The following is an 18,308-nucleotide window of genomic DNA, read 5'->3' as shown; positions in this document are numbered from 1 at the left end:
CTATGTTAACAAGTCAGAAGAAAGAATGTTGGTTTGTCGTCGGGTCACAGCACTTATATGGGGACGAGGCACTGAAGCAAGTGAAGGCAGATGCGCAAAAGATAACAGATGCCTTAAATGAGAGCGGTTTGCTGCCTTATCCAATTATTCTGCAGGAACTGGCGGTCAGTGCGGATCAAATCACACAGCTGATGAAAGAGGTCAACTATCGTGATGAGGTCATCGGTGTGATGACTTGGATGCATACGTTTTCTCCAGCAAAAATGTGGATACGTGGTACGTCTCTTTTGCAAAAGCCTCTTTTGCATCTCGTCACGCAATACTATGAAAACATTCCGTGGGACACGATTGATATGGACTATATGAATCTCCATCAATCGGCACATGGAGACAGAGAGTACGGTTATATCAATGCACGTTTAAATAAGCAAAACCAAATCGTTGCAGGTCATTGGTCGAAGCAGGAGGTGAAGCAGCAAATCGCTGATTGGATGGACGTTGCGGCTGCCTATCATGAGAGCTTCCACATTAAAGTGGCTCGGTTTGGTGACAATATGCGCCACGTTGCGGTGACAGAAGGAGATAAAATTGAAGCGCAGATCCAGCTGGGATGGACCGTTGATTACTTTGGAATTGGCGATCTTGTGAACTATGTAAATGCTGTGGAAGAAGCAGAAGTTGATGCTCTGTTTGCTGAGTACTTAACATTATATGACGTGGATTATGGGAGCTATTCGGCGGAAGAATGGGAACAAAGTGTGAAAGTGCAGGCACGATATGAAATTGCCATCAAGCGTTTTTTAGATGAAGGCGGCTACAATGCCTTTACGACAAACTTTGAAGATTTACATGGCATGAAGCAGCTTCCGGGTTTAGCCGTTCAGCGCCTCATGGCAAAGGGGTATGGCTTTGCAGGTGAAGGGGATTGGAAAACCGCCGCACTGGATCGTTTATTAAAGGTGATGAGCCATCATCAATCGACTGGTTTTATGGAAGATTACACATATGAAATGACTGCTGGTCAGGAAGCAGTGCTGCAATCTCATATGCTAGAAGTAGATCCTGCGCTTGCACATACAAAACCTGTCATTGTCGTGTCTCCGCTAGGCATTGGAAACCGGGAAGACCCAGCACGTCTTGTGTTTGATGGAAAAGCAGGCGAGGGCGTTGTTGTCTCCATTGCTGATTTTGGAACACATTTCAAATGGTTGATTCAAGAAGTGGAAGCCTTTGAGCCGCAGGAAGCAGCACCTCAATTACCGGTAGCACGAGTCCTCTGGAAAATCAAACCGAACTTTCAAGATGGAATCAAAGCATGGATTAAGCACGGCGGAGGTCATCATACAGTCGTATCTCTCAATTTAACGGTTGATCAAATTGTTCATTTTGCAAAGCTTGTGAATGCAGAATATGTGGTTTTATAAAGAAGGGTGAAATGCATTCTACTGTGAACGGTAGAATGGCAGGGAGAAATGAAAGCGGTTTATTAAGTGAGGGGGGTCATCCACTTGGAGAAAAAAGTATCAAGTAAATTTATCTTCTTTTTCGGGTCCTTTGCAGGTATCTTATTTGGATATGATATTGGTATTATCGCAGGGGCAGAAGGGCACATTCAGGAAGAATTTCAACTCAGCCCGTTATGGCTTGGCATCGTCGTTTCTTCATTAATGGGCGGGGCGATCATTGGTTCCATTTTAAGCGGTCTGATGGGGGATAAGTTTGGCCGCAGAAAGCTCATTTTGGTGTCATCGATTATCTTTTTTGTCGGTGCGCTTGGCTCAGCCATTGCACCAGAAGAAATCTCATTAACCATTGCCCGGATTTTCTTAGGAACAGCTGTAGGGACAGCCTCATCGCTCGTGCCTGCTTACATGTCTGAAATCGCTCCGGCCAAAATTCGCGGGAAATTGTCCGGCCTGAATCAGCTGATGATTGTGAGTGGATTATTGCTTAGCTATATCGTCGCATTTGTGTTTGAACCAATTCCAGACAGCTGGCGCTGGATGCTGGGAAGTGCTGCTTTATTTGCGATCGTGCTTTATATTGGCATGCTGAAACTTCCTGAATCTCCAAGGTATTTAATTAAACACGGAATGGCTCATAAGGCACGTGAAGTATTAGGATCACTTCGTTCATCACGTGAAGAGATTGAAGCAGAAATGCAAGAAATTTTAGAAGTGGCAAAAGAAGAACGCTCAGGCATTCGTGAATTATTTCAAAAGAAATTCCGAATGGCTCTCTTTATTGGGGTCGGAATGGCGACACTCCAGCAAATACAGGGGGCGAACTCCATTGTGTATTATGCAACGAGTATCGCAAGAAATGTAGGTCTTGCTCCGCAAGTTGCCGCAGGTTTTACCGTCATTGTGGGTGTCATATTTGTTGTGACGACCGTGATCTTTTTACAATTCGTCGACCGGTTCGACCGCCGAACGATTCTCACAGTTGGGGGAACGGGGATGGCCCTGTCTTTCTTTGCACCAGCGGCATTAGGTGCGCTCGGAGTGAGTGAAGGCATATTAAACTGGGTCACATTGATTTCACTTTGCTGCTTTATTTTGTGCTATGCCTTCTCATGGGCACCGATCACATGGATTATCATCGGTGAAATTTTCCCACTTTCTGTCAGGGGTATTGGAGCGGGCATTTCCTCTGCCTTTAACTGGACGGGATCATTAGCAGTTGGCCTTGTGTTCCCTATCTTGGCTGACCAATTCAGCTTTGGCGTCATTTTCTCTTCATTTGGGGTCATCTGCTTAATTGGCCTGTTGTTCACGCGCTTTGTATTAGTTGAAACAAAAGGAAGAAGCTTAGAACAAATCGAAACCGATATGGCTGCACGTGTCTAAAGGAAACCATCTATCCACACAGGATAGATGGTTTCAGCGTGTAGACAAACCCTCGCATTCGGTGTCAGTCCTGCGTGCCAGTGCTCACGAATGTCAAATTCGCTCCGCGCCGGTACTCGTCCTTCCTAGAATTCAAAGGTTTTCTATCACGCTGAAAAGAAGACAAAGGGCTAAAATCAAGTTCATTTTAGCCCTTTGTCAACAATCTGAACCATCTATCCTGTGCGGATAGATGGCTTTTTTAATCAAGTATTTGTTTCAGTTCATCTGGCAGTAAATCCATTAATTGATCAGATGAGGATACGTCCAGCACTTCAAGAAGCGCATAATATTTCGCATAAATTTCACTCAGCTGATCAGGATGATTTGCTTCATATCGATTCAAATGCAATTGCGTCAGTTCAAGTGCAATGTCCAGTTTGTTTCGTTCGATGGTTTGTGTTGTGTTGATCAAATCGTTCACCTCTAATTTTAAAGTTATTGAAAAATGTTATGGTGCAGTTCCGCAGCTGACCTTATATTCATGGTCTTCTATCTTTTTTGAATAACAGACGGAAGGTGTCATTCCTGTCTCGCTTTTCCAAGCCTGCCAATACACATCATACAGCTGACCATATTGAGGGTCTACATCGTCCTTTTTTTGCAAAATAGCAAAATAGCTTTGGTAAGGGTAGCCTTCTTGATAAATGGCCTGCCGTATCGCTCCTCTTTCAGTCGCATTTGTAAAAACCATAGGCGACAGCAGTGGAAGAGTGATGATCACGACGAGCAGGATGAAAAATGAAAAAAGTTTATGTCTTGTCTTCATCAATGAATGTCCTTTCCTTCACAAGAGATCATTTGTATAATATGTTAAAATTGTCCTAATGTAAAGAAAGAGACTACTAGATCACAAGCGGATTTTTTCAAAAATAGACAAGCATCTAATCACTAATCGTGCCTCTGACATACGATAGAGTGTAAGTGAAAGACAACTTGAAGGGGTGTTGAGAATGAGCCGGAATCGATTAGACAATTTTTTCTTTGGGCCTCGCAGAGGGAATCATGGAGAAGTTGAAACGGTTGTATCCCCTACACGTCAAATTGTCAACACGACAACAAATGAACAAACGATCAGAAAGATTCATCCAACTCATATCACAAACGTCAATAAAAACATTAAAAGAATTGAAAACTACTACCCTGTGACGCAATCTACTCGAAATGAGTATATTGTGGAAGAATATGACTGTGGTAGTGATATCAAGAATCCTTGCTGCCGCCCGGTCAAACGCTGTAAGTGGTAGTTTAATTGTGAAAAGAAGTGAGGCATCCTGTGATGGGATGTCTTTTGTATGTTTAACGCTCTATTTCATTTAGTTGTCCGTGATCAAGCTCGAAAAAACGATTTCCTAATTCTGAATAAAGGTAGCGCTGATGGCTTGTAAATAAAACACATTGATCAGAGAATTCTTCTTTTAATAAAGAAATAGACTGCATTTGAGATGCCTCATCAAGAGATGTAAAAGGTTCATCAAGAATGATTAGCTCTGGTGATCTGGCCGCCATACAATTAAAGAAAAGCTTATATCTCATACCTAGTGAATATTGTTTGACAGGCATCTTAAGTGCATGAGTTAAATCAAATGCATCACAAAGCGAGAGAAAGGTCTTTTTGTATACCTCTTTTTCTGACTGATTCATTTTCCATAGCGACTGTATAAGAGTCATATGCTCCATACCAGTCAGCGCATCATAAACCAAAGGCTTATCTGGGATGTACGCGACCAACCCTTTATAAAGAGCTGACCCAGGATGATGCTGTTCATTGAGTAAAACCGTTTCGGATACTGAAGGAAGCAGACCTGCGATGATCTTTAAAAGTGTCGATTTACCGCTGCCGTTTTTTCCGATAATACAAGCACGATCACCTTCTTTCAGATGAAAGGATACTTGATCAAGGAGGGGAGAGCTTTCTTCAGTTGTTTCATAACGAAAAGATAGCTGAGACACTTGCAAACTAGCCATTGATAAATCCTCCAATAACAAAAACAGTGGTCACCAGCATATACAAGATGACGGTCGCAAGGGCGGCTTTTTTTGATCCTTTAGCATAATAAATGATCCCATCATATAGGATGCGTAAAAGGTACAAGTTGATCAAAAACGAAACCGCTTGGATGAAGATAAAATAATGATCTAAATCGAGTACCATCACACAATAGATTGCTGCGCTATTTACTAATAGAAGAAACGCATTATAAAGCAAGATGACAAAATACATTTTGCGCAAAATAAACGTTTTATGAAAAAAGTACATATAAATTGAAGTCACGACAGTACCGAGAAAATTCAATATGAAATAAAGTGGGATTGTCAGTAAAAAGATAAACACAATGCTGGCTAATTGTTTTCCCGCAGATAATGGTTCCTCTACTAACAAATCAATAATGAAAAAGGTTAAAAAAACAGTTGAAACAAATAAAGATAGTAAGACTAAGCCTATAACGGTTTTGGTCGATTGATGTTGGTTGAAAAATTGCTTAGGGCGTAGAAGTAGCTCCATAGAACCACATTCTCCTTTCTTCTAAGATAGATGTACATGGCTGACATATTCCTCTAAAAGAGAGGCAATCAACAAGAGCACTACAGCGGCAAAGATTAACTGAATCACAGTCCGAGTCAGCTTTCTTACATCAATGGCCTTACCTTTCATAAACCGGTAAAGATAAATAAATGGAAAAGCACTGACGATTGAAAATAGGATCAAACCAAGAACCTCAACAAAAGCATGTGGCATGAGGCCAGTGAATAACTGCTGCACTTCATGCTGAGCTATCAAAAACTGAATGAGTTTTCCAATGATATAGCCATTATAAAAAAGAATGCCAGCAGACATAATGCCGCCAGTAAAAGCCCCGATACCTAGAATGGCAAGCCCAACCTGTAAATTGTTTGAAAAAATAGAGAGAAAAAACATGTCTTCATCCTTTTTTAAATAAGGAATCTGATCATAAGGTAGGAGACTTCCAATGAGCAAAGCTACAATAAATACACCGGCGTAAAGATAGCCGAGGCGTAGAATCAATCTATTCTCCGATAGAAAATATCTTATTTTTTTCAACATACTCAATTCCTTTATAAATGGTCTTGCGGCATAATATCCAGCAAATCACTGAAACGATCACAAAATATATAGCGAACAGCACGTTTACGAGCCCTGAGGATTGCTGCAATATAGGGAGAAAAGAGGTCAAAATCAAATAGTACATAAAAGGCAGAACAAGAAAGTTTCTTGCAAATGCCTGACCTTTATCGATGATCTCTAGTTCCTCATTTGTTGTCCCAATTTCATGCTCATGAATAAAATTGAATTTCGTTGTGAATGGAAACAAGTAAAGCTGAATCAAAGGAAAAATGAAAAAGCCAACCCCTAATACCACCAGTTGAATGAGCATCTGAACATGAAACAGTTGATACACAGTCATAATAGATAGATTAATGAATAGTAAAAAGAGCGCTGGTATGGAAAATAAACAATAAAATAACTGGATTTTTGATAAGAAAAATTGCAAAAGAGATATTTGAGAAAGCTCGTAAAGCCAAATGTTCTTTTTTTCAGCACTTAAAGCAAAAATAGAAGGTGTCAGCATTCTCATCTCATAAGATTGATTCGCTAGTATCATAATATTGAGTGTGAATAGCAGCTGAATTTGCAAGGCTTGATGATCGATGATCGAGATCAATCCGGTAAAAACACCAATATAAAAGAAGGCTTCATATGACATGAACATATAATTAAAAAATTCTTTAGATAAGAGCCACCTTTTTTCTTTCAGCAGCTTGATGTCTTTTTGAATCAACACATTTTGTCTAAACAGCGAACCCTGAATTTTATGCAGTACTTGAAAGTACCAATAAAATAAATCCCGAAAATGCTTTGAGCTTTGGTCTTGATCTTTTTCCGTTGGAATCCATCGAACAGGACTTCTCATGACAAGCGCACTACCTAATAGCACAACAATCAATGTAATAGGTGAATGGAACAGAGCTTGAAATTGTAGAAAAACAGAGCCATCTGAAAATAAAGTATGATGCATTTGCTGAAGATCATGTTGATATAAAGAGATCAGCTTGTTTGAAAGAGTGATCCAAAACGAATCCTCTGCAAGCGATGAGATCGATTGAAAAAGTTTTTGGAAGGTGTGATAAAAAGGGAACATGATGTTTAATATGAGAACCCTTCCGAATAAGAAAAAAAGCAAAGCGATGCTTGCAAAAAAGAGGACACGAATAGCCCCGATTTTTTTCACGACGATGTTATAGATATAAGCACCGAATATCTTATTGCTGATGATAAATAGGAAGATACTTGTCAGCATCACATTGACATGTTTTAACCAGAATGCCAGATCGTGTGTTTGAACAATATCATATTGGAATAAAAAATAGATCAAATAAGTGCTCAAACTCGTAAACACAAGCCAAATCAATTCTGAAAACAGAAGCGTTTGAAAAAGTTGTCTAGAGGAAATAGGTGCTAGCTGTATCAATTCTTTAAAAGGAAGAAGATGAGTTCTTCTATAAGATTCAATTCCTTTGACGATAGAAAATAGAAATAAAAACATCACAAAAGCACTTTCCCATTCTATTTGATAGACGGGGGAGTAAAGAAATGAAGATATAACGAATACAATCATGCATCCGAATATGATATCAAGAATACAAGAAAAAAATATGTACTGTTTTGAAGAAAACGACTTGAGAAATGGAATTTTTCGTATAACGAACTGAGCGATATTAGAATACTGTTGCTCCAGTCTAATGGATAGAAGTAGTGATAATAATGGATATAACATCTTCTCACCTGCACTAAAATTTAAATAGAAGGAGAACAGAGTCTCCTTCTATTGAGTCGTTAAATAAATTACCAAGCGATAACGGCTTTACGGCCTTTTTTCTTAATTTCGTTTTTAAGGTATTGACGAATTGTCTCTTTACCAGCCGCAGCAATAAGAGAAAGACCGCCTGAACCTACAGCAGTTAAAATGGAGACAATTGTAGTGACAGCTCCACCCGCTTCAACCACATTAAGAACTACAGCGGCAACACTGCCTGGAATACCAAATTCTTTTGCTAGATCAGCAACTGGGAGTACTTGTAGCGAGAAGGAAAAAAGAGCTAGCATAAGAAATCCTACTGCTAAAGCACCAAAAAGAACATGTAATTTGATTTCATTTCTTGTTTCTGTCATATCAAATTCCTCCCTTTTTTGTCTTTTTATTACTATTCTATCTTATGATATGTTTTTGTTCATATCAATCCTTTTTTTTCTTTTTTTTATGAATTAGTTATAGGTTAATATAAAAAAAGTGAAAAGATAAGTGAGAAAAGAATCGTTTTGGATAGGAAATATCGAGTGAACATGATCAAAATGACCTTGTTTTCACAAAAACGAAAGAGAGCCTAAAAGTCTATAAGAAATGTGTTATATGTAAATGAACCAATATTCTTTGATCTAAAGCGCCTTTCAAGATAAAATTGGAAGTATCAATTCATTCTGATGGAGGCGATTTTCTGAATATTCGATTGTTAACACCAGAAGATGCTCAAGAATATGCGAACTTGAGATTAGAAGCACTCCGATTAAATCCAGAGAGTTTTGCTATGAGTTACGAGGAAGAGAAGCTAGATACGAAGAATAAATATAAGGCTCGTTTTGCCTCTACACAATCTATGTGGACATTCGGTGCCTTTCATCAAGGTCAGCTGGTCGGCTCGGTTACACTCATACAAGAAACCTTGCAGAAATTAAAGCACCGTGCCAATGTGGCAGCGATGTATGTAACGGCTAATGGACGCGGAAAAGGAATGGGGAAGGCACTCCTGACAAAAGTTCTTTCTTTTGCACGCGAAAAAAAAGACATCGAACAAATATATTTAACAGTGGTCACAACAAATGACCCAGCCAAACATCTTTACAAGTCTGTTGGATTTAAGTCGTATGCGGTAGAAGAAAAAGCACTAAAAATAAATGGTGCTTATGTAGATGAGGAAAAAATGGTGCTATGTTTATCATCGTTTGGAGGGGATATAAATGAGCCAGCCAGTCATGCGCATCACATTGGCAGCCGGACCAAATAGTGAGCTGGAATCCTTTGCGCTTCGTGCAGCACTTGAAAACTTTGGCGCAAAAGTCGATATGCATTGGATAGGCAGACCGAATGACCTGATTGATGTATTATCCGGGAGGAATAGAGGCGAGACGGATTTCATTCTTTTATCCTTTCACGGAGAAGAAGGAGCGTTTCTCATGCCGGAGTTAGGAGAAGATGTATACGAAGAGGGTGAGCCGAGAGGTGCTACTTTTGATGCGGATGACATAAAGCGGTATGCTTCGTTAAATGGAGTTCACATTATATGTACAGGCTGTACACTAGGCGAAAAAAAGGTGGCAGAAGCTTTTTTAGAAACAGGAGCGATATCCTATACAGCGCCCGATGACTACATCGATGGAAATGCGTCATTTATTTTTGTTCTCACCATGCTGTATGAGCTGGTGAACAACTCAAAAACAGTCAGAGCAGCTTTTGACCAGGCACGCTCTATTGATGAAGAAACAAAGTTATTCCAACTGTATATGCAAAAATAAGGGCTGAGCGATCAAGCCCTTTTTATATGTCTCTCGTGAAATATGTCGAAAATGTGACAAATGTGTTTTTTGCAAACTAAAAAGGGGCTGCGAAAAGTCTATCCTACAAACACACGTCATCCAGACAGGACGGCATCACGAGAGGAGAATCATTGTGCCAACGAAAGGGAAGATCAGCCTCGTCCTATGTGGACTTGCAATCGTCATCGGTATCGCTGCGTTTTATCATAACCAGCAGGCAAGCGGGACAGAGAGAAAAAAAGTAGAACAAGATGCGAGCTACAAACAAGTTGAAATAGTCACACTTGTGAATGACGGGAAATTCATGAGATATGCTGTCAACTATCCGCTGTTTCATCAAGAAAAACTAGATCAGGAGATCAAAAGATTTGCAGAGACAGCGTTAGAAAAGTTTAAAACATCATTTAGTCAAGCGAGTGATGTCAATGAAGAAAAACGATACGAATTAAACATCGATTATGAGATCATTCATTATGCCAAGCAAACAGTCGCAATCAAATTCAATACATATGAAGTGAAGGGCGGAAAGCAAGGCGTCAATCAAACGAAGGTGATGAACTTTGATTTCAAGAAACAGACATTTTTATCAATCAACGATATCTTTCTATCAAAGAAGGACAATCTTCAAAAATTATCTCATATGACTTTTGAGGAATTAAAAAAAGATGGAACGCTAGCTGAAAATCAGCCGCTGCTTAAACAGGGAACGTCTCCTGCGGCGAAGAACTATCAGTATTTTGCCATCAAAGATCGTTTTATTGAATTCTACTTTCTAGCAGGGCAAATTGCACCAGACAATAAAGGCCCTCAAGTGCTGGCGATTAAGAAAACACTGCTTAAAGGAATATTAAAACCTGAATATATGAAGAAAGAAATGAACAAAAACGAGAAAAAAGAACCGATTCCAACAAGAAAGATTGTGAAACTGCCGAAAACATCCACATTTCATCCGAATCAAAAAGCCATTGCACTCACATTTGATGATGGGCCCAATCCATCAACGACCTCAAAAATTTTAACAGCATTAAAAGAGAACAAAGGACATGCCACATTTTTTGTATTAGGCAGCAGGGTTCAGTATTATCCCGATATGTTAAGTTAAATCAGAAAGGGTGGAAATGAAATTGGAAACCATTCCTATAACCACCCTTTGCTCACAAGACTTCCTTTAAAACAAGCGGTCAAACAAGTAGAAGACACGCAGCAAATCATTGAAAAAGCGAGCGGGTTCACACCGACTCATTTTAGACCACCATATGGCGGGACAAACGGGCAAATCAACGAAGCTCTTCACATGAAAGTGACCCTTTGGGATGTGGATCCTGAAGACTGGAAATATCGAAATAGCCAATACGTCGCGAACTACATTCTAGCCCATGCATCTAGCGGTGAAACGGTCTTAATGCACGACATCTATGACACCTCAGCCAACGCAGCCGTCACGATTATCAAAGAACTCACTAAACAGGGATATCAATTATTGACGGTGTCTGAGCTTGAGCAGTGGAAGGAAGCGCGTGAGAAGAGAAGTGAGTCGAATAGGTAATACCCCTTTTGGTGTGAATCTTAGCGGATTCGCATCTTTTTTTAGGCAGGTCATGAAAATAAAGGGAAAATCTGTTATGGTGAATATGAAGGGGGACTTCAAGTGGTATTGATAAGATTTATAAGTCTCGTTATGCTGACAGTGGTTGGTTTGGCTTTTGTCATAAACAATGTACCTAGTTTGATGCTGCCCATCTATATACTTTCAATGATCGGGCTTATGTTCTGTCTCGTTCACATTGCGCTCCATTATCTACAGCGGATCAGATATTTGTTATACGATGAGAAACAATTGAAAGAGAATCAAATAAACAAACCTCCCGCTAAATGAAGGAGGTTTTTTACTTGTCTGTTTTTCAATGATTTTCTCGTTTGACTTCTTGAATTGTCTCAAAAGAGAGACGATGTTCCTCGTAAATCTGATTTGGACAATCAGTAAGAGCATAATGATCCACGAGCTAAGCCCTCCAATCTTTCGTAACAAGGATACAGTATAATGAGAAAAGATTGATATGAACAGCTCGTTTTATATTTTCGACAATGGGTGAGGAGGATTCAGTTGAAGAGAGTAGACGTGGTGTCAGCTTTGATTTATGACATGGATGAACATATTCTCATGGTGAAAAATGTGAAAGGTTATTGGGAGTTTCCCGGTGGTGCAGTGGAAAAAGGAGAACATCTGCAGCAAGCTGTGATCCGTGAGGTGAGAGAAGAAACAGGATATGTGATCAAAGTAAATGAACTTCATTCTGTTAGAGAAATACTTTTTCAAGATAACATGCATCATGCACTTATTTTTACGTTTTTTGCGGAAATCATTGGGGGAGAGATGAACATTTTAGATCCTGATCATGATATTGAAGAAGTAAAATGGGTAAGCATCCAGGATGCTGAAAAATTAAATCCACAGTTATTCAGCATGCTAAAATTAAATAAACAGACGTGTGCATTTTACACATTTGAAGGAAAGAGAACAAGGGATCAATAAATGAATAAGGAGAGAATGGAATGTTTTTGTATTATGGACCAATCGGTGCTCCAGTGGAAAATCCAGGAGAAGAATGGATGAAAGAAATCTTCTTCCATAAGGGTGAAGACTATTGGAAACAAGGGAATGGAGAATCTTCTATTGAAGTGGATGAAGATTGGGAAACGGAAAGTCTTGTTTTCTTTTATCATGAACCTTATGGCTTTTTTCTCATGAGACATCCAGATTTTTTGGTTCCTTTTAAAAAAGTAGAGAAGATAGAAACGATCAAGCATGTCGTTGCAGGCGCACCATTGTATGTACCTTCATGCAGCTACGTCGATCGACATCAAGCTTATGAAATCGTTCAACATTTTCTAAAAACAAAATCGATACCTGATAGTGTTGAATGGGTGGAGTTGAGGACGATTGAATTTCAGCAAGGTCTATAAATTCTTACGAGGAACGAGAAGGAGAATAAAATGTGTCGTTTAGATGATACCATGCATGTACATGTTGGCTATTACGAACAGGGTCTTGATGTTGAAGGGGTGTTTTTTAAGAGTTTAGAAACAGGAAAGTGGCAATTATTCTTTGACCATACATGGTATCAGATAACGCTTTTAAAACATTATGAAAAATATGAAGATTTAGGGCTGTTGATTGGCGAGTATTCTATTGAAGATGACAAAATTGAAGGTGAAGGAAATCAGCTGTTTGAGCGTTTTTTAAAAGAAAACGGGGTAGTGAGATAAATACAGAATGTGAAACATCACTCAATGAAAATGACGAGTGATGTTTTTTTATGTTGGATACTGATTTTATAAAATTTTGCTCTATGTAATCTAAAGAACATCTAATACAAATCCGCATTGATTGTTTAAAAATTCAAAAAATAGATAGACAAATGCTTGCAAGAATTGTATAGTGTTCTCATAAATTACTTGTCATACAAGTTAACAAGTAACTAAGAATATAAGATTGGATTTCAAATAATAAAATGAGGTGATCCAGTGAAAGATGTAAGTTTGGCGAATTTAAAAGCAAAAGCGATTGAACTTAGACAAACGGCGATTACGATGATTTATGAAGCGCAATCGGGGCATCCTGGCGGCTCTTTATCAGCTGCTGATATCATCACGGCCCTTTATTTCAAAGAGATGAATATCGATCCCCAAAATCCTAACTGGGAAGATCGTGATCGTTTTGTTTTATCGAAAGGCCATGTTGCACCTATTCAATATGCTGCCTTAGCGCTAAAAGGTTATGTCCCTTTTGAAAACGTATACAAATTGAGACAGTACGGTTCACCGTTCCAAGGTCATCCTGATATGAAGAAATGCCCTGGAATTGATATTTCAACAGGTTCATTAGGCCAAGGACTTTCTTGTGGGGTTGGTATGGCGCTTGCGGGTAAACGGGATGAAAAAGATTATCGGGTATTTGCGATGGTAGGCGATGGCGAATGTCAAGAAGGACAAATTTGGGAAGCGGTTCAAACCGCAGTCAAATATCGTCTTGATAATTTAATTGTTTTTGTTGACAATAACCGTCTGCAAATTGATGGTTTCTGCGAGGAAATCATGCCGCTGCAAGACATAGAAATGAAGTTTGAAGTATTCGGGTTTGAAACAAAGCGAATTGACGGACATTCGATGGAAGAGATAGTCGAAACATTGAATCAAGTGAAAAACATGAAAAATGGAAAGCCGAAATGTATTGTAGCAGACACGATTAAAGGCAAAGGCGTTTCCTACATGGAAAATATCTGCTCATGGCACGGTGTTGCGCCAAATGAGAAAGAGTATGAACAGGCATTAGAAGAATTAGCAGGAGGTTTGAGATCATGAGCCAAACTGAAAAAGCGGTCATTAAGAAAAAAGCGACACGTGAAGCCTTCGGTGATGAAATTGTTAAGTTAGGAAAAGAGAATCAACATATTTACGTGATTGATATTGATATCGGAAAATCATGCAAAACAGGAGAATTCATAAAACAGCTTCCCAATCAGCATGTGAACGTTGGAATTGCCGAACAAAATGGTGCCGGGCTGGCAGCTGGTCTTGCGACAACTGGAAAAATTCCATTTGTAAGCACTTACGCAGTTTTTGGTTCGCTGCGCATGGCAGAGCAAATCCGCCAAGAAATATGCTATCCGAATTTGAATGTAAAGATTGCCTGCTCGCACGGAGGATTGACACCGGGAAATGACGGTGGAAGTCATCAAGCGATAGAAGATATGGGCGTTTTAAGAGCATTTCCCAACATGACGGTCATCATGGGCTCTGATTACTATTCGACGAGAAAATTGATCAAAGAGGCAGCGAATACGTATGGCCCCATGTATTTGCGTTTTACCCGAGATGCTGTGCCGATGATTTATGATGAACATGAGGAGTTTGTGATTGGAAAAGCCAAAAAATTAAGGTCTGGCAAAGATATTGCGATCATTGCAAATGGTGATACAGTATACCTTGCTTTGGAAGCGGTTAAAAAACTAGAAGAACAAGGGATTGAAGCATCACTTTTAGATATGCATACGATCAAACCTCTAGATCGAGAGGCGGTTGTGGAGTGTCTCGATATTGGACGTATGATCACTGTAGAGGATCATAACATTTTGAACGGATTAGGCAGTGCTGTATGTGAAGTAGCAGCAGAAGAAGGTCGAGGAAAAGTCAAACGGATCGGAGTGCAAGACCGTTTTGGAGAATCTGCACCTTACGAAAAACTTTTAGAAATAAATGGAATAACAATCGAAAACATCATAAATACAGCAAAAGACATGCTGAACAATCACATTTGAAAGTAGGTTATTTACAATGTTTACATTAAACAATCAAGTAGCTATTGTAACAGGGAGCGGTTCTGAAAAAGGAATTGGCCGAACAATCGCTCTAACACTTGCTAAACAGGGTGCTGCTGTCGTGGTAGCAGATATCAATGAAGAAGGGATTCGCTTCACAGTAGAAGCCATTCAAAAAGCCGGAGGAAAAGCGTTAGGCGTAGTAGTAAATGTAACAAATAAGGAATCAATTGACCAAATGGTGGCTGTAACGCTTGAGGCGTTTGGCCGCATTGACATATTGGTGAATAATGCAGGTATTTCTCAAAAAGTAACCGTTCAGAACATGACACTTGAAGATATGACAAGAGTCTTTAATGTAAATATGTTTGGTTTGTTTTTGTGTACACAAGCCGTGCTAGAACCAATGATCAAGCAGCAATATGGGCGTATTATCAACCTGTCTTCTGTATCGGCTAAAAGGGGAGGAGGCGTATTTGGAGGAGCACATTATTCAGCTTCCAAAGCAGCAGTATTAGGTTTTTCTAAAAACCTTGCCCGTGAAGTAGGGAAAGATGGTATCACAGTGAATTGTGTGGCACCAGGCCTTGTGAATACGGATATTTGGAAGTCACTTCCTATCGATGAAGCCGAAAAAGTAATTGATAATATACCACTTGGCCGACCAGGTGAAACGAAAGAAATCGCAGCCGCTATTACATTTTTGGCTACTAAAGAAGCATCCTACATCACAGGAGAAGAAATCGATATCAATGGTGGTTCACATATGGACTAGTAGAAAGAAATGGAGCAGGCACATGAATATGCCTGACTCTATTTTAAATAAAAAGGAAGTAGAGTCACAGTCAAAATGATTGATGAAATGATATTTTGTAAGCGCTTAATAAAAATATGTTATGCCATTTAGACATCTTCACGCAGTTGGCCAAAGCAACTTGAAGGGGGAATCATGTTGAATCAACAAGCATTAGAAAAGTCGACGACTCGTAAAGTTACACTTCGCCTTATCCCATTTTTATCCTTATGTTTTGTTATCGCTATTTTAGATCGTGTGAATATTGGATTTGCTGCTCTTCAAATGAATGAAGATTTAGGGTTTTCAAATGCTGTATTTGGACTTGGGGCTGGAATATTCTTTTTAGGGTATTTTTTATTAGAAGTTCCGGGAAGTGCCATTATGGCAAAGATCGGTGCGAGTAAATGGATCAGCCGAATTATGGTGACATGGGCAATTATTGCGATTTTAATGGCTTTTGTCCAAGAACCATGGCAGTTTTATACAGCACGTTTCTTATTGGGTGCGGCAGAAGCTAGCTTTTATCCATGTATGGTGTTTTATTTGAGCGGTTTTTATCAAACCAAACATCATGCCAAAGCCATTGCTGGATTTATGCTGGCGATTCCGGGAGCGAATGCCCTAGGTGCACCACTTTCTACATTTCTATTAGGTGTTGATTGGCTGGATATGTCTGGATGGCAGTGGCTGTTTATTTTAGAAGCGATTCCAGCACTCATTCTTGGAGTAATTGCATTCTTTTATTTGGATGACAAACTTGAAGATGTAAAATGGCTGAATCAAGATGAAAAAGAGTGGCTGATTCATGTCACAACAAAAGAAAAGCTTGAGAAAGAACAGGTCAAGCGATATACATTCACTCAAGCTTTAAAAGATCGAGATGTACTCATTTTATCGGCAGGCTATTTCTGCTGGATGGTTGGGTTTTACGGCATCAATATGTTTTTGCCGACAATCTCTAAAGGATTATCAGACACCATTTCCTTAAGTACGCAGGGAATGGGCTGGCTGTTAGGTTTCATGTATACCGTCGCTATCATTGTAATGGTGCTGGTCGGGAATCATTCTGACAAGAAAAACGAGAGGCGATGGCATGTATCTGCCTGCTTAACTGTCAGTGCGATGGCCATGATCATTAGCAGTTATATAGCAAATTCCAGTGTGATCTTATCCTTTGTGTTTTTAACCATTGCCTTGTGCGGAGCCTTTGGTGCTTATTCTCCATTTTGGGCCATTCCCCCTTCTTTTCTAACAGGAGCAGCCGCCGGTGGAGCGATCGCACTAATCAACAGTATTGGCAATCTTGGCGGTTTCTTTGGGCCATATATAGTCGGGTACATTAAGGATGTCACAGGTTCTTTTCACATTAGTATGATTTTTTTAGGTGTTAGTATGATACTGGCTTCTTTTATTATTGTATTTTTAGTTAAACAGTCAGGAAAAGCACTAGTTGTAAAAGCAAGTACAGAAAAATCCAGTATAGAAAAGTCTATTTAAACGAGGGTCATAAAAAACTATGATGGAAGTAGTAAGGGGAAATATTGTGGTGATTTAGCTGTCAGGAGAAGTTCTGAAAGAAAACGAGACAATACATGAGAATAAAACGATTGGAGCTGAAATTTTCATGGAAAAAGAGACAAATGTACCACAAAATACGATCGTTTGCCGGGAATGTGGAGAAATCATTGACATCGCTTATGGCTCTGAAGGGGTTAAAGTCTTATACGGAATATGTGAAGGGTGCCGAGCATCGGAAAATAAATGAACTTAAAAAGACAAAGACGCATAACAGCAAGGCTTCTACTTGTTGTATGCGTCTTATTTTTCGATTAAATAAAAAGAAGCTTCTCATATCGTATTTGGAAGTGGAAGATCCTAGCTTTTCCAATATCGATCATATAGGTTTTGCATGTGGGCAGTCATACGTTTCACAGCTTCTGCTGCGTTCCGTTCTTCGAGTGCTTCTATAATCAGTTTATGCTCCTGAAAGTTGACCTCACGATAGTCAGAACGGGTAACGGTTCGATCACGTATAAACCTCCACATTTCCTGCTGCTTCATAGCGTTCGTAATGGAAGACATAAAGGTAATGAATAAATCATTATGTGACGCTTTTGCAATTCCCATATGTAGCTGCTCGTCAGTTGCCGGGACGTATACACCTGAATGTGTTTCTTCTTCCATTTTTTTGATGGTTTGTTTCAGTTCTAAAATATCTTCGTCAGTCGCTCTCAAAGCCGCAAAATGAATAATTAAAGGCTCAATATGCATTCTAGCTTCCACGATATCCTCAGGTGATGCCGATTTCATAGAGATGGACCCTTCATTGTGTATGGTCGTACTCTTAACGAAGACACCTTCTCCTTGACGTGAATAAATAATACCATTCATTTCTAGTGCACTGAGGGCTTGTCTAACAGGTGCGCGGCTGACACCAAATTGTTCGCATAATTCCCTTTCTGAAGGAAGTTTATCTCCTATTTGAAAAGAGCCTAACTGTATTTCAGAAAGGATCTGATTATAAATTTGTATGTATAATTTTTTATTGGAAACAGGATTGAATGTAATAGAAATCACCCCTCTTTATTTGTCATACAAGTATATTAATTATATACTTTTCAGATTTGAAGGGCAAAAAAATATACTGAAACCATATTTAAAATTAAAAGATAATCCATAAATGGTAAGAGCCT

At 39.3% G+C, this 18,308-nt stretch carries 21 protein-coding genes and 1 pseudogene; 14 read left to right on the top strand and 8 right to left on the bottom strand.

What is annotated here, in order from left to right; all coding sequences use genetic code 11:
* Positions 1-2: 2 nt before the first annotated feature.
* Together araA and NSQ64_RS13740 are read left to right on the top strand one after the other, a co-directional pair.
* Entirely contained in the window at positions 3-1,424 is a 1,422-nt protein-coding gene (gene araA, locus NSQ64_RS13745) for an L-arabinose isomerase (RefSeq protein WP_311754253.1), read from the top strand.
* Between the two features lie 84 nt (positions 1,425-1,508).
* Entirely contained in the window at positions 1,509-2,849 is a 1,341-nt protein-coding gene (locus NSQ64_RS13740; protein WP_007501378.1) for a sugar porter family MFS transporter, read from the top strand.
* A gap of 241 nt (positions 2,850-3,090) precedes the next feature.
* On the opposite strand, the gene NSQ64_RS13735 is transcribed toward NSQ64_RS13740, so the two are convergent.
* Complete coding sequence (locus tag NSQ64_RS13735; RefSeq protein ID WP_224558471.1) at positions 3,091-3,312, bottom strand: hypothetical protein; 222 nt, start codon at positions 3,310-3,312, stop codon at positions 3,091-3,093.
* 27 nt (positions 3,313-3,339) lie between these two features.
* Positions 3,340-3,657, bottom strand: coding sequence for a hypothetical protein (locus tag NSQ64_RS13730; protein WP_125589819.1), 318 nt, complete (start codon positions 3,655-3,657; stop codon positions 3,340-3,342).
* Positions 3,658-3,841: 184 nt separating this feature from the next.
* Between NSQ64_RS13730 and NSQ64_RS13725 the strand changes: the two genes are divergently transcribed.
* Positions 3,842-4,135: a CotD family spore coat protein gene (locus NSQ64_RS13725; RefSeq protein ID WP_008342559.1), complete on the top strand. Its 294-nt coding sequence runs from the start codon at positions 3,842-3,844 to the stop codon at positions 4,133-4,135.
* Between the two features lie 52 nt (positions 4,136-4,187).
* Here the strand turns inward: NSQ64_RS13725 and NSQ64_RS13720 are convergent, their stop codons facing one another.
* From NSQ64_RS13720 to NSQ64_RS13700, 5 genes are all read right to left on the bottom strand, one after another.
* Positions 4,188-4,856 carry an ABC transporter ATP-binding protein gene (locus NSQ64_RS13720; RefSeq protein WP_144668578.1) on the bottom strand — a complete coding sequence of 223 codons (669 nt, stop codon included), beginning with the start codon at positions 4,854-4,856 and terminating at the stop codon, positions 4,188-4,190.
* Complete coding sequence (locus NSQ64_RS13715) at positions 4,849-5,394, bottom strand: hypothetical protein (protein ID WP_045034088.1); 546 nt, start codon at positions 5,392-5,394, stop codon at positions 4,849-4,851. Before NSQ64_RS13715 ends, NSQ64_RS13720 begins: the two co-directional genes overlap by 8 nt.
* A 21-nt stretch (positions 5,395-5,415) precedes the next feature.
* On the bottom strand, positions 5,416-5,916 hold the full coding sequence (locus tag NSQ64_RS13710; RefSeq protein ID WP_039167181.1) for a stage II sporulation protein M: 501 nt from the start codon (positions 5,914-5,916) through the stop codon (positions 5,416-5,418).
* A 1-nt stretch (position 5,917) separates the two neighbouring features.
* A complete protein-coding gene (locus tag NSQ64_RS13705) occupies positions 5,918-7,456 on the bottom strand; it encodes a hypothetical protein (protein ID WP_341016944.1) in 1,539 nt (512 codons plus the stop codon).
* Between the two features lie 299 nt (positions 7,457-7,755).
* Positions 7,756-8,082, bottom strand: coding sequence for an uberolysin/carnocyclin family circular bacteriocin (locus NSQ64_RS13700; protein ID WP_017358050.1), 327 nt, complete (start codon positions 8,080-8,082; stop codon positions 7,756-7,758).
* A gap of 287 nt (positions 8,083-8,369) precedes the next feature.
* Here NSQ64_RS13700 and NSQ64_RS13695 point away from each other — a divergent pair, with 287 nt between their 5' ends.
* The 11 genes and pseudogenes from NSQ64_RS13695 (at position 8,370) to NSQ64_RS13645 (ending at position 17,380) form a co-directional block, all read left to right on the top strand.
* Positions 8,370-8,972 carry a GNAT family N-acetyltransferase gene (locus NSQ64_RS13695; RefSeq protein WP_205407411.1) on the top strand — a complete coding sequence of 201 codons (603 nt, stop codon included), beginning with the start codon at positions 8,370-8,372 and terminating at the stop codon, positions 8,970-8,972.
* A complete protein-coding gene (locus tag NSQ64_RS13690; protein ID WP_047946460.1) occupies positions 8,926-9,480 on the top strand; it encodes a hypothetical protein in 555 nt (184 codons plus the stop codon). The genes NSQ64_RS13695 and NSQ64_RS13690 overlap by 47 nt, the downstream gene beginning before the upstream one ends.
* A gap of 154 nt (positions 9,481-9,634) precedes the next feature.
* Positions 9,635-11,047: pseudogene (locus tag NSQ64_RS13685) on the top strand (polysaccharide deacetylase family protein).
* Positions 11,048-11,605: 558 nt separating this feature from the next.
* A complete protein-coding gene (locus NSQ64_RS13680; RefSeq protein ID WP_259253315.1) occupies positions 11,606-12,034 on the top strand; it encodes an NUDIX hydrolase in 429 nt (142 codons plus the stop codon).
* Between the two features lie 20 nt (positions 12,035-12,054).
* The gene (locus tag NSQ64_RS13675) at positions 12,055-12,465 is read left to right on the top strand and encodes an Imm1 family immunity protein (RefSeq protein WP_341016940.1); all 411 of its coding nucleotides are present in this window, start codon (positions 12,055-12,057) and stop codon (positions 12,463-12,465) included.
* 30 nt (positions 12,466-12,495) lie between these two features.
* Positions 12,496-12,768 (top strand): DUF3986 family protein, encoded by a 273-nt coding sequence (locus tag NSQ64_RS13670; RefSeq protein ID WP_024718793.1) that lies wholly within the window; start codon positions 12,496-12,498, stop codon positions 12,766-12,768.
* Between the two features lie 258 nt (positions 12,769-13,026).
* The gene (locus NSQ64_RS13665) at positions 13,027-13,863 is read left to right on the top strand and encodes a transketolase (RefSeq protein WP_017358041.1); all 837 of its coding nucleotides are present in this window, start codon (positions 13,027-13,029) and stop codon (positions 13,861-13,863) included.
* A complete protein-coding gene (locus NSQ64_RS13660) occupies positions 13,860-14,819 on the top strand; it encodes a transketolase family protein (RefSeq protein ID WP_341016937.1) in 960 nt (319 codons plus the stop codon). Before NSQ64_RS13665 ends, NSQ64_RS13660 begins: the two co-directional genes overlap by 4 nt.
* A 16-nt stretch (positions 14,820-14,835) precedes the next feature.
* A complete protein-coding gene (locus NSQ64_RS13655) occupies positions 14,836-15,594 on the top strand; it encodes an SDR family NAD(P)-dependent oxidoreductase (protein ID WP_008342528.1) in 759 nt (252 codons plus the stop codon).
* Positions 15,595-15,771: 177 nt separating this feature from the next.
* Positions 15,772-17,112: an MFS transporter gene (locus NSQ64_RS13650; protein WP_017358038.1), complete on the top strand. Its 1,341-nt coding sequence runs from the start codon at positions 15,772-15,774 to the stop codon at positions 17,110-17,112.
* 127 nt (positions 17,113-17,239) lie between these two features.
* Complete coding sequence (locus NSQ64_RS13645; protein WP_017358037.1) at positions 17,240-17,380, top strand: GapA-binding peptide SR1P; 141 nt, start codon at positions 17,240-17,242, stop codon at positions 17,378-17,380.
* Positions 17,381-17,490: 110 nt separating this feature from the next.
* Here NSQ64_RS13645 and NSQ64_RS13640 read toward each other — a convergent pair whose 3' ends face one another.
* Entirely contained in the window at positions 17,491-18,192 is a 702-nt protein-coding gene (locus tag NSQ64_RS13640) for a FadR/GntR family transcriptional regulator (protein ID WP_008342522.1), read from the bottom strand.
* Positions 18,193-18,308: the final 116 nt, after the last annotated feature.

The organism is Bacillus sp. FSL W8-0183 (assembly GCF_038006825.1).
In the GTDB taxonomy this organism is placed as follows: Bacteria; Bacillota; Bacilli; order Bacillales; family Bacillaceae; genus Bacillus; species Bacillus altitudinis.
The sequence above is the reverse complement of the archived record's forward strand: the minus strand, read 5'-3'. Positions and strand labels throughout refer to the sequence as shown.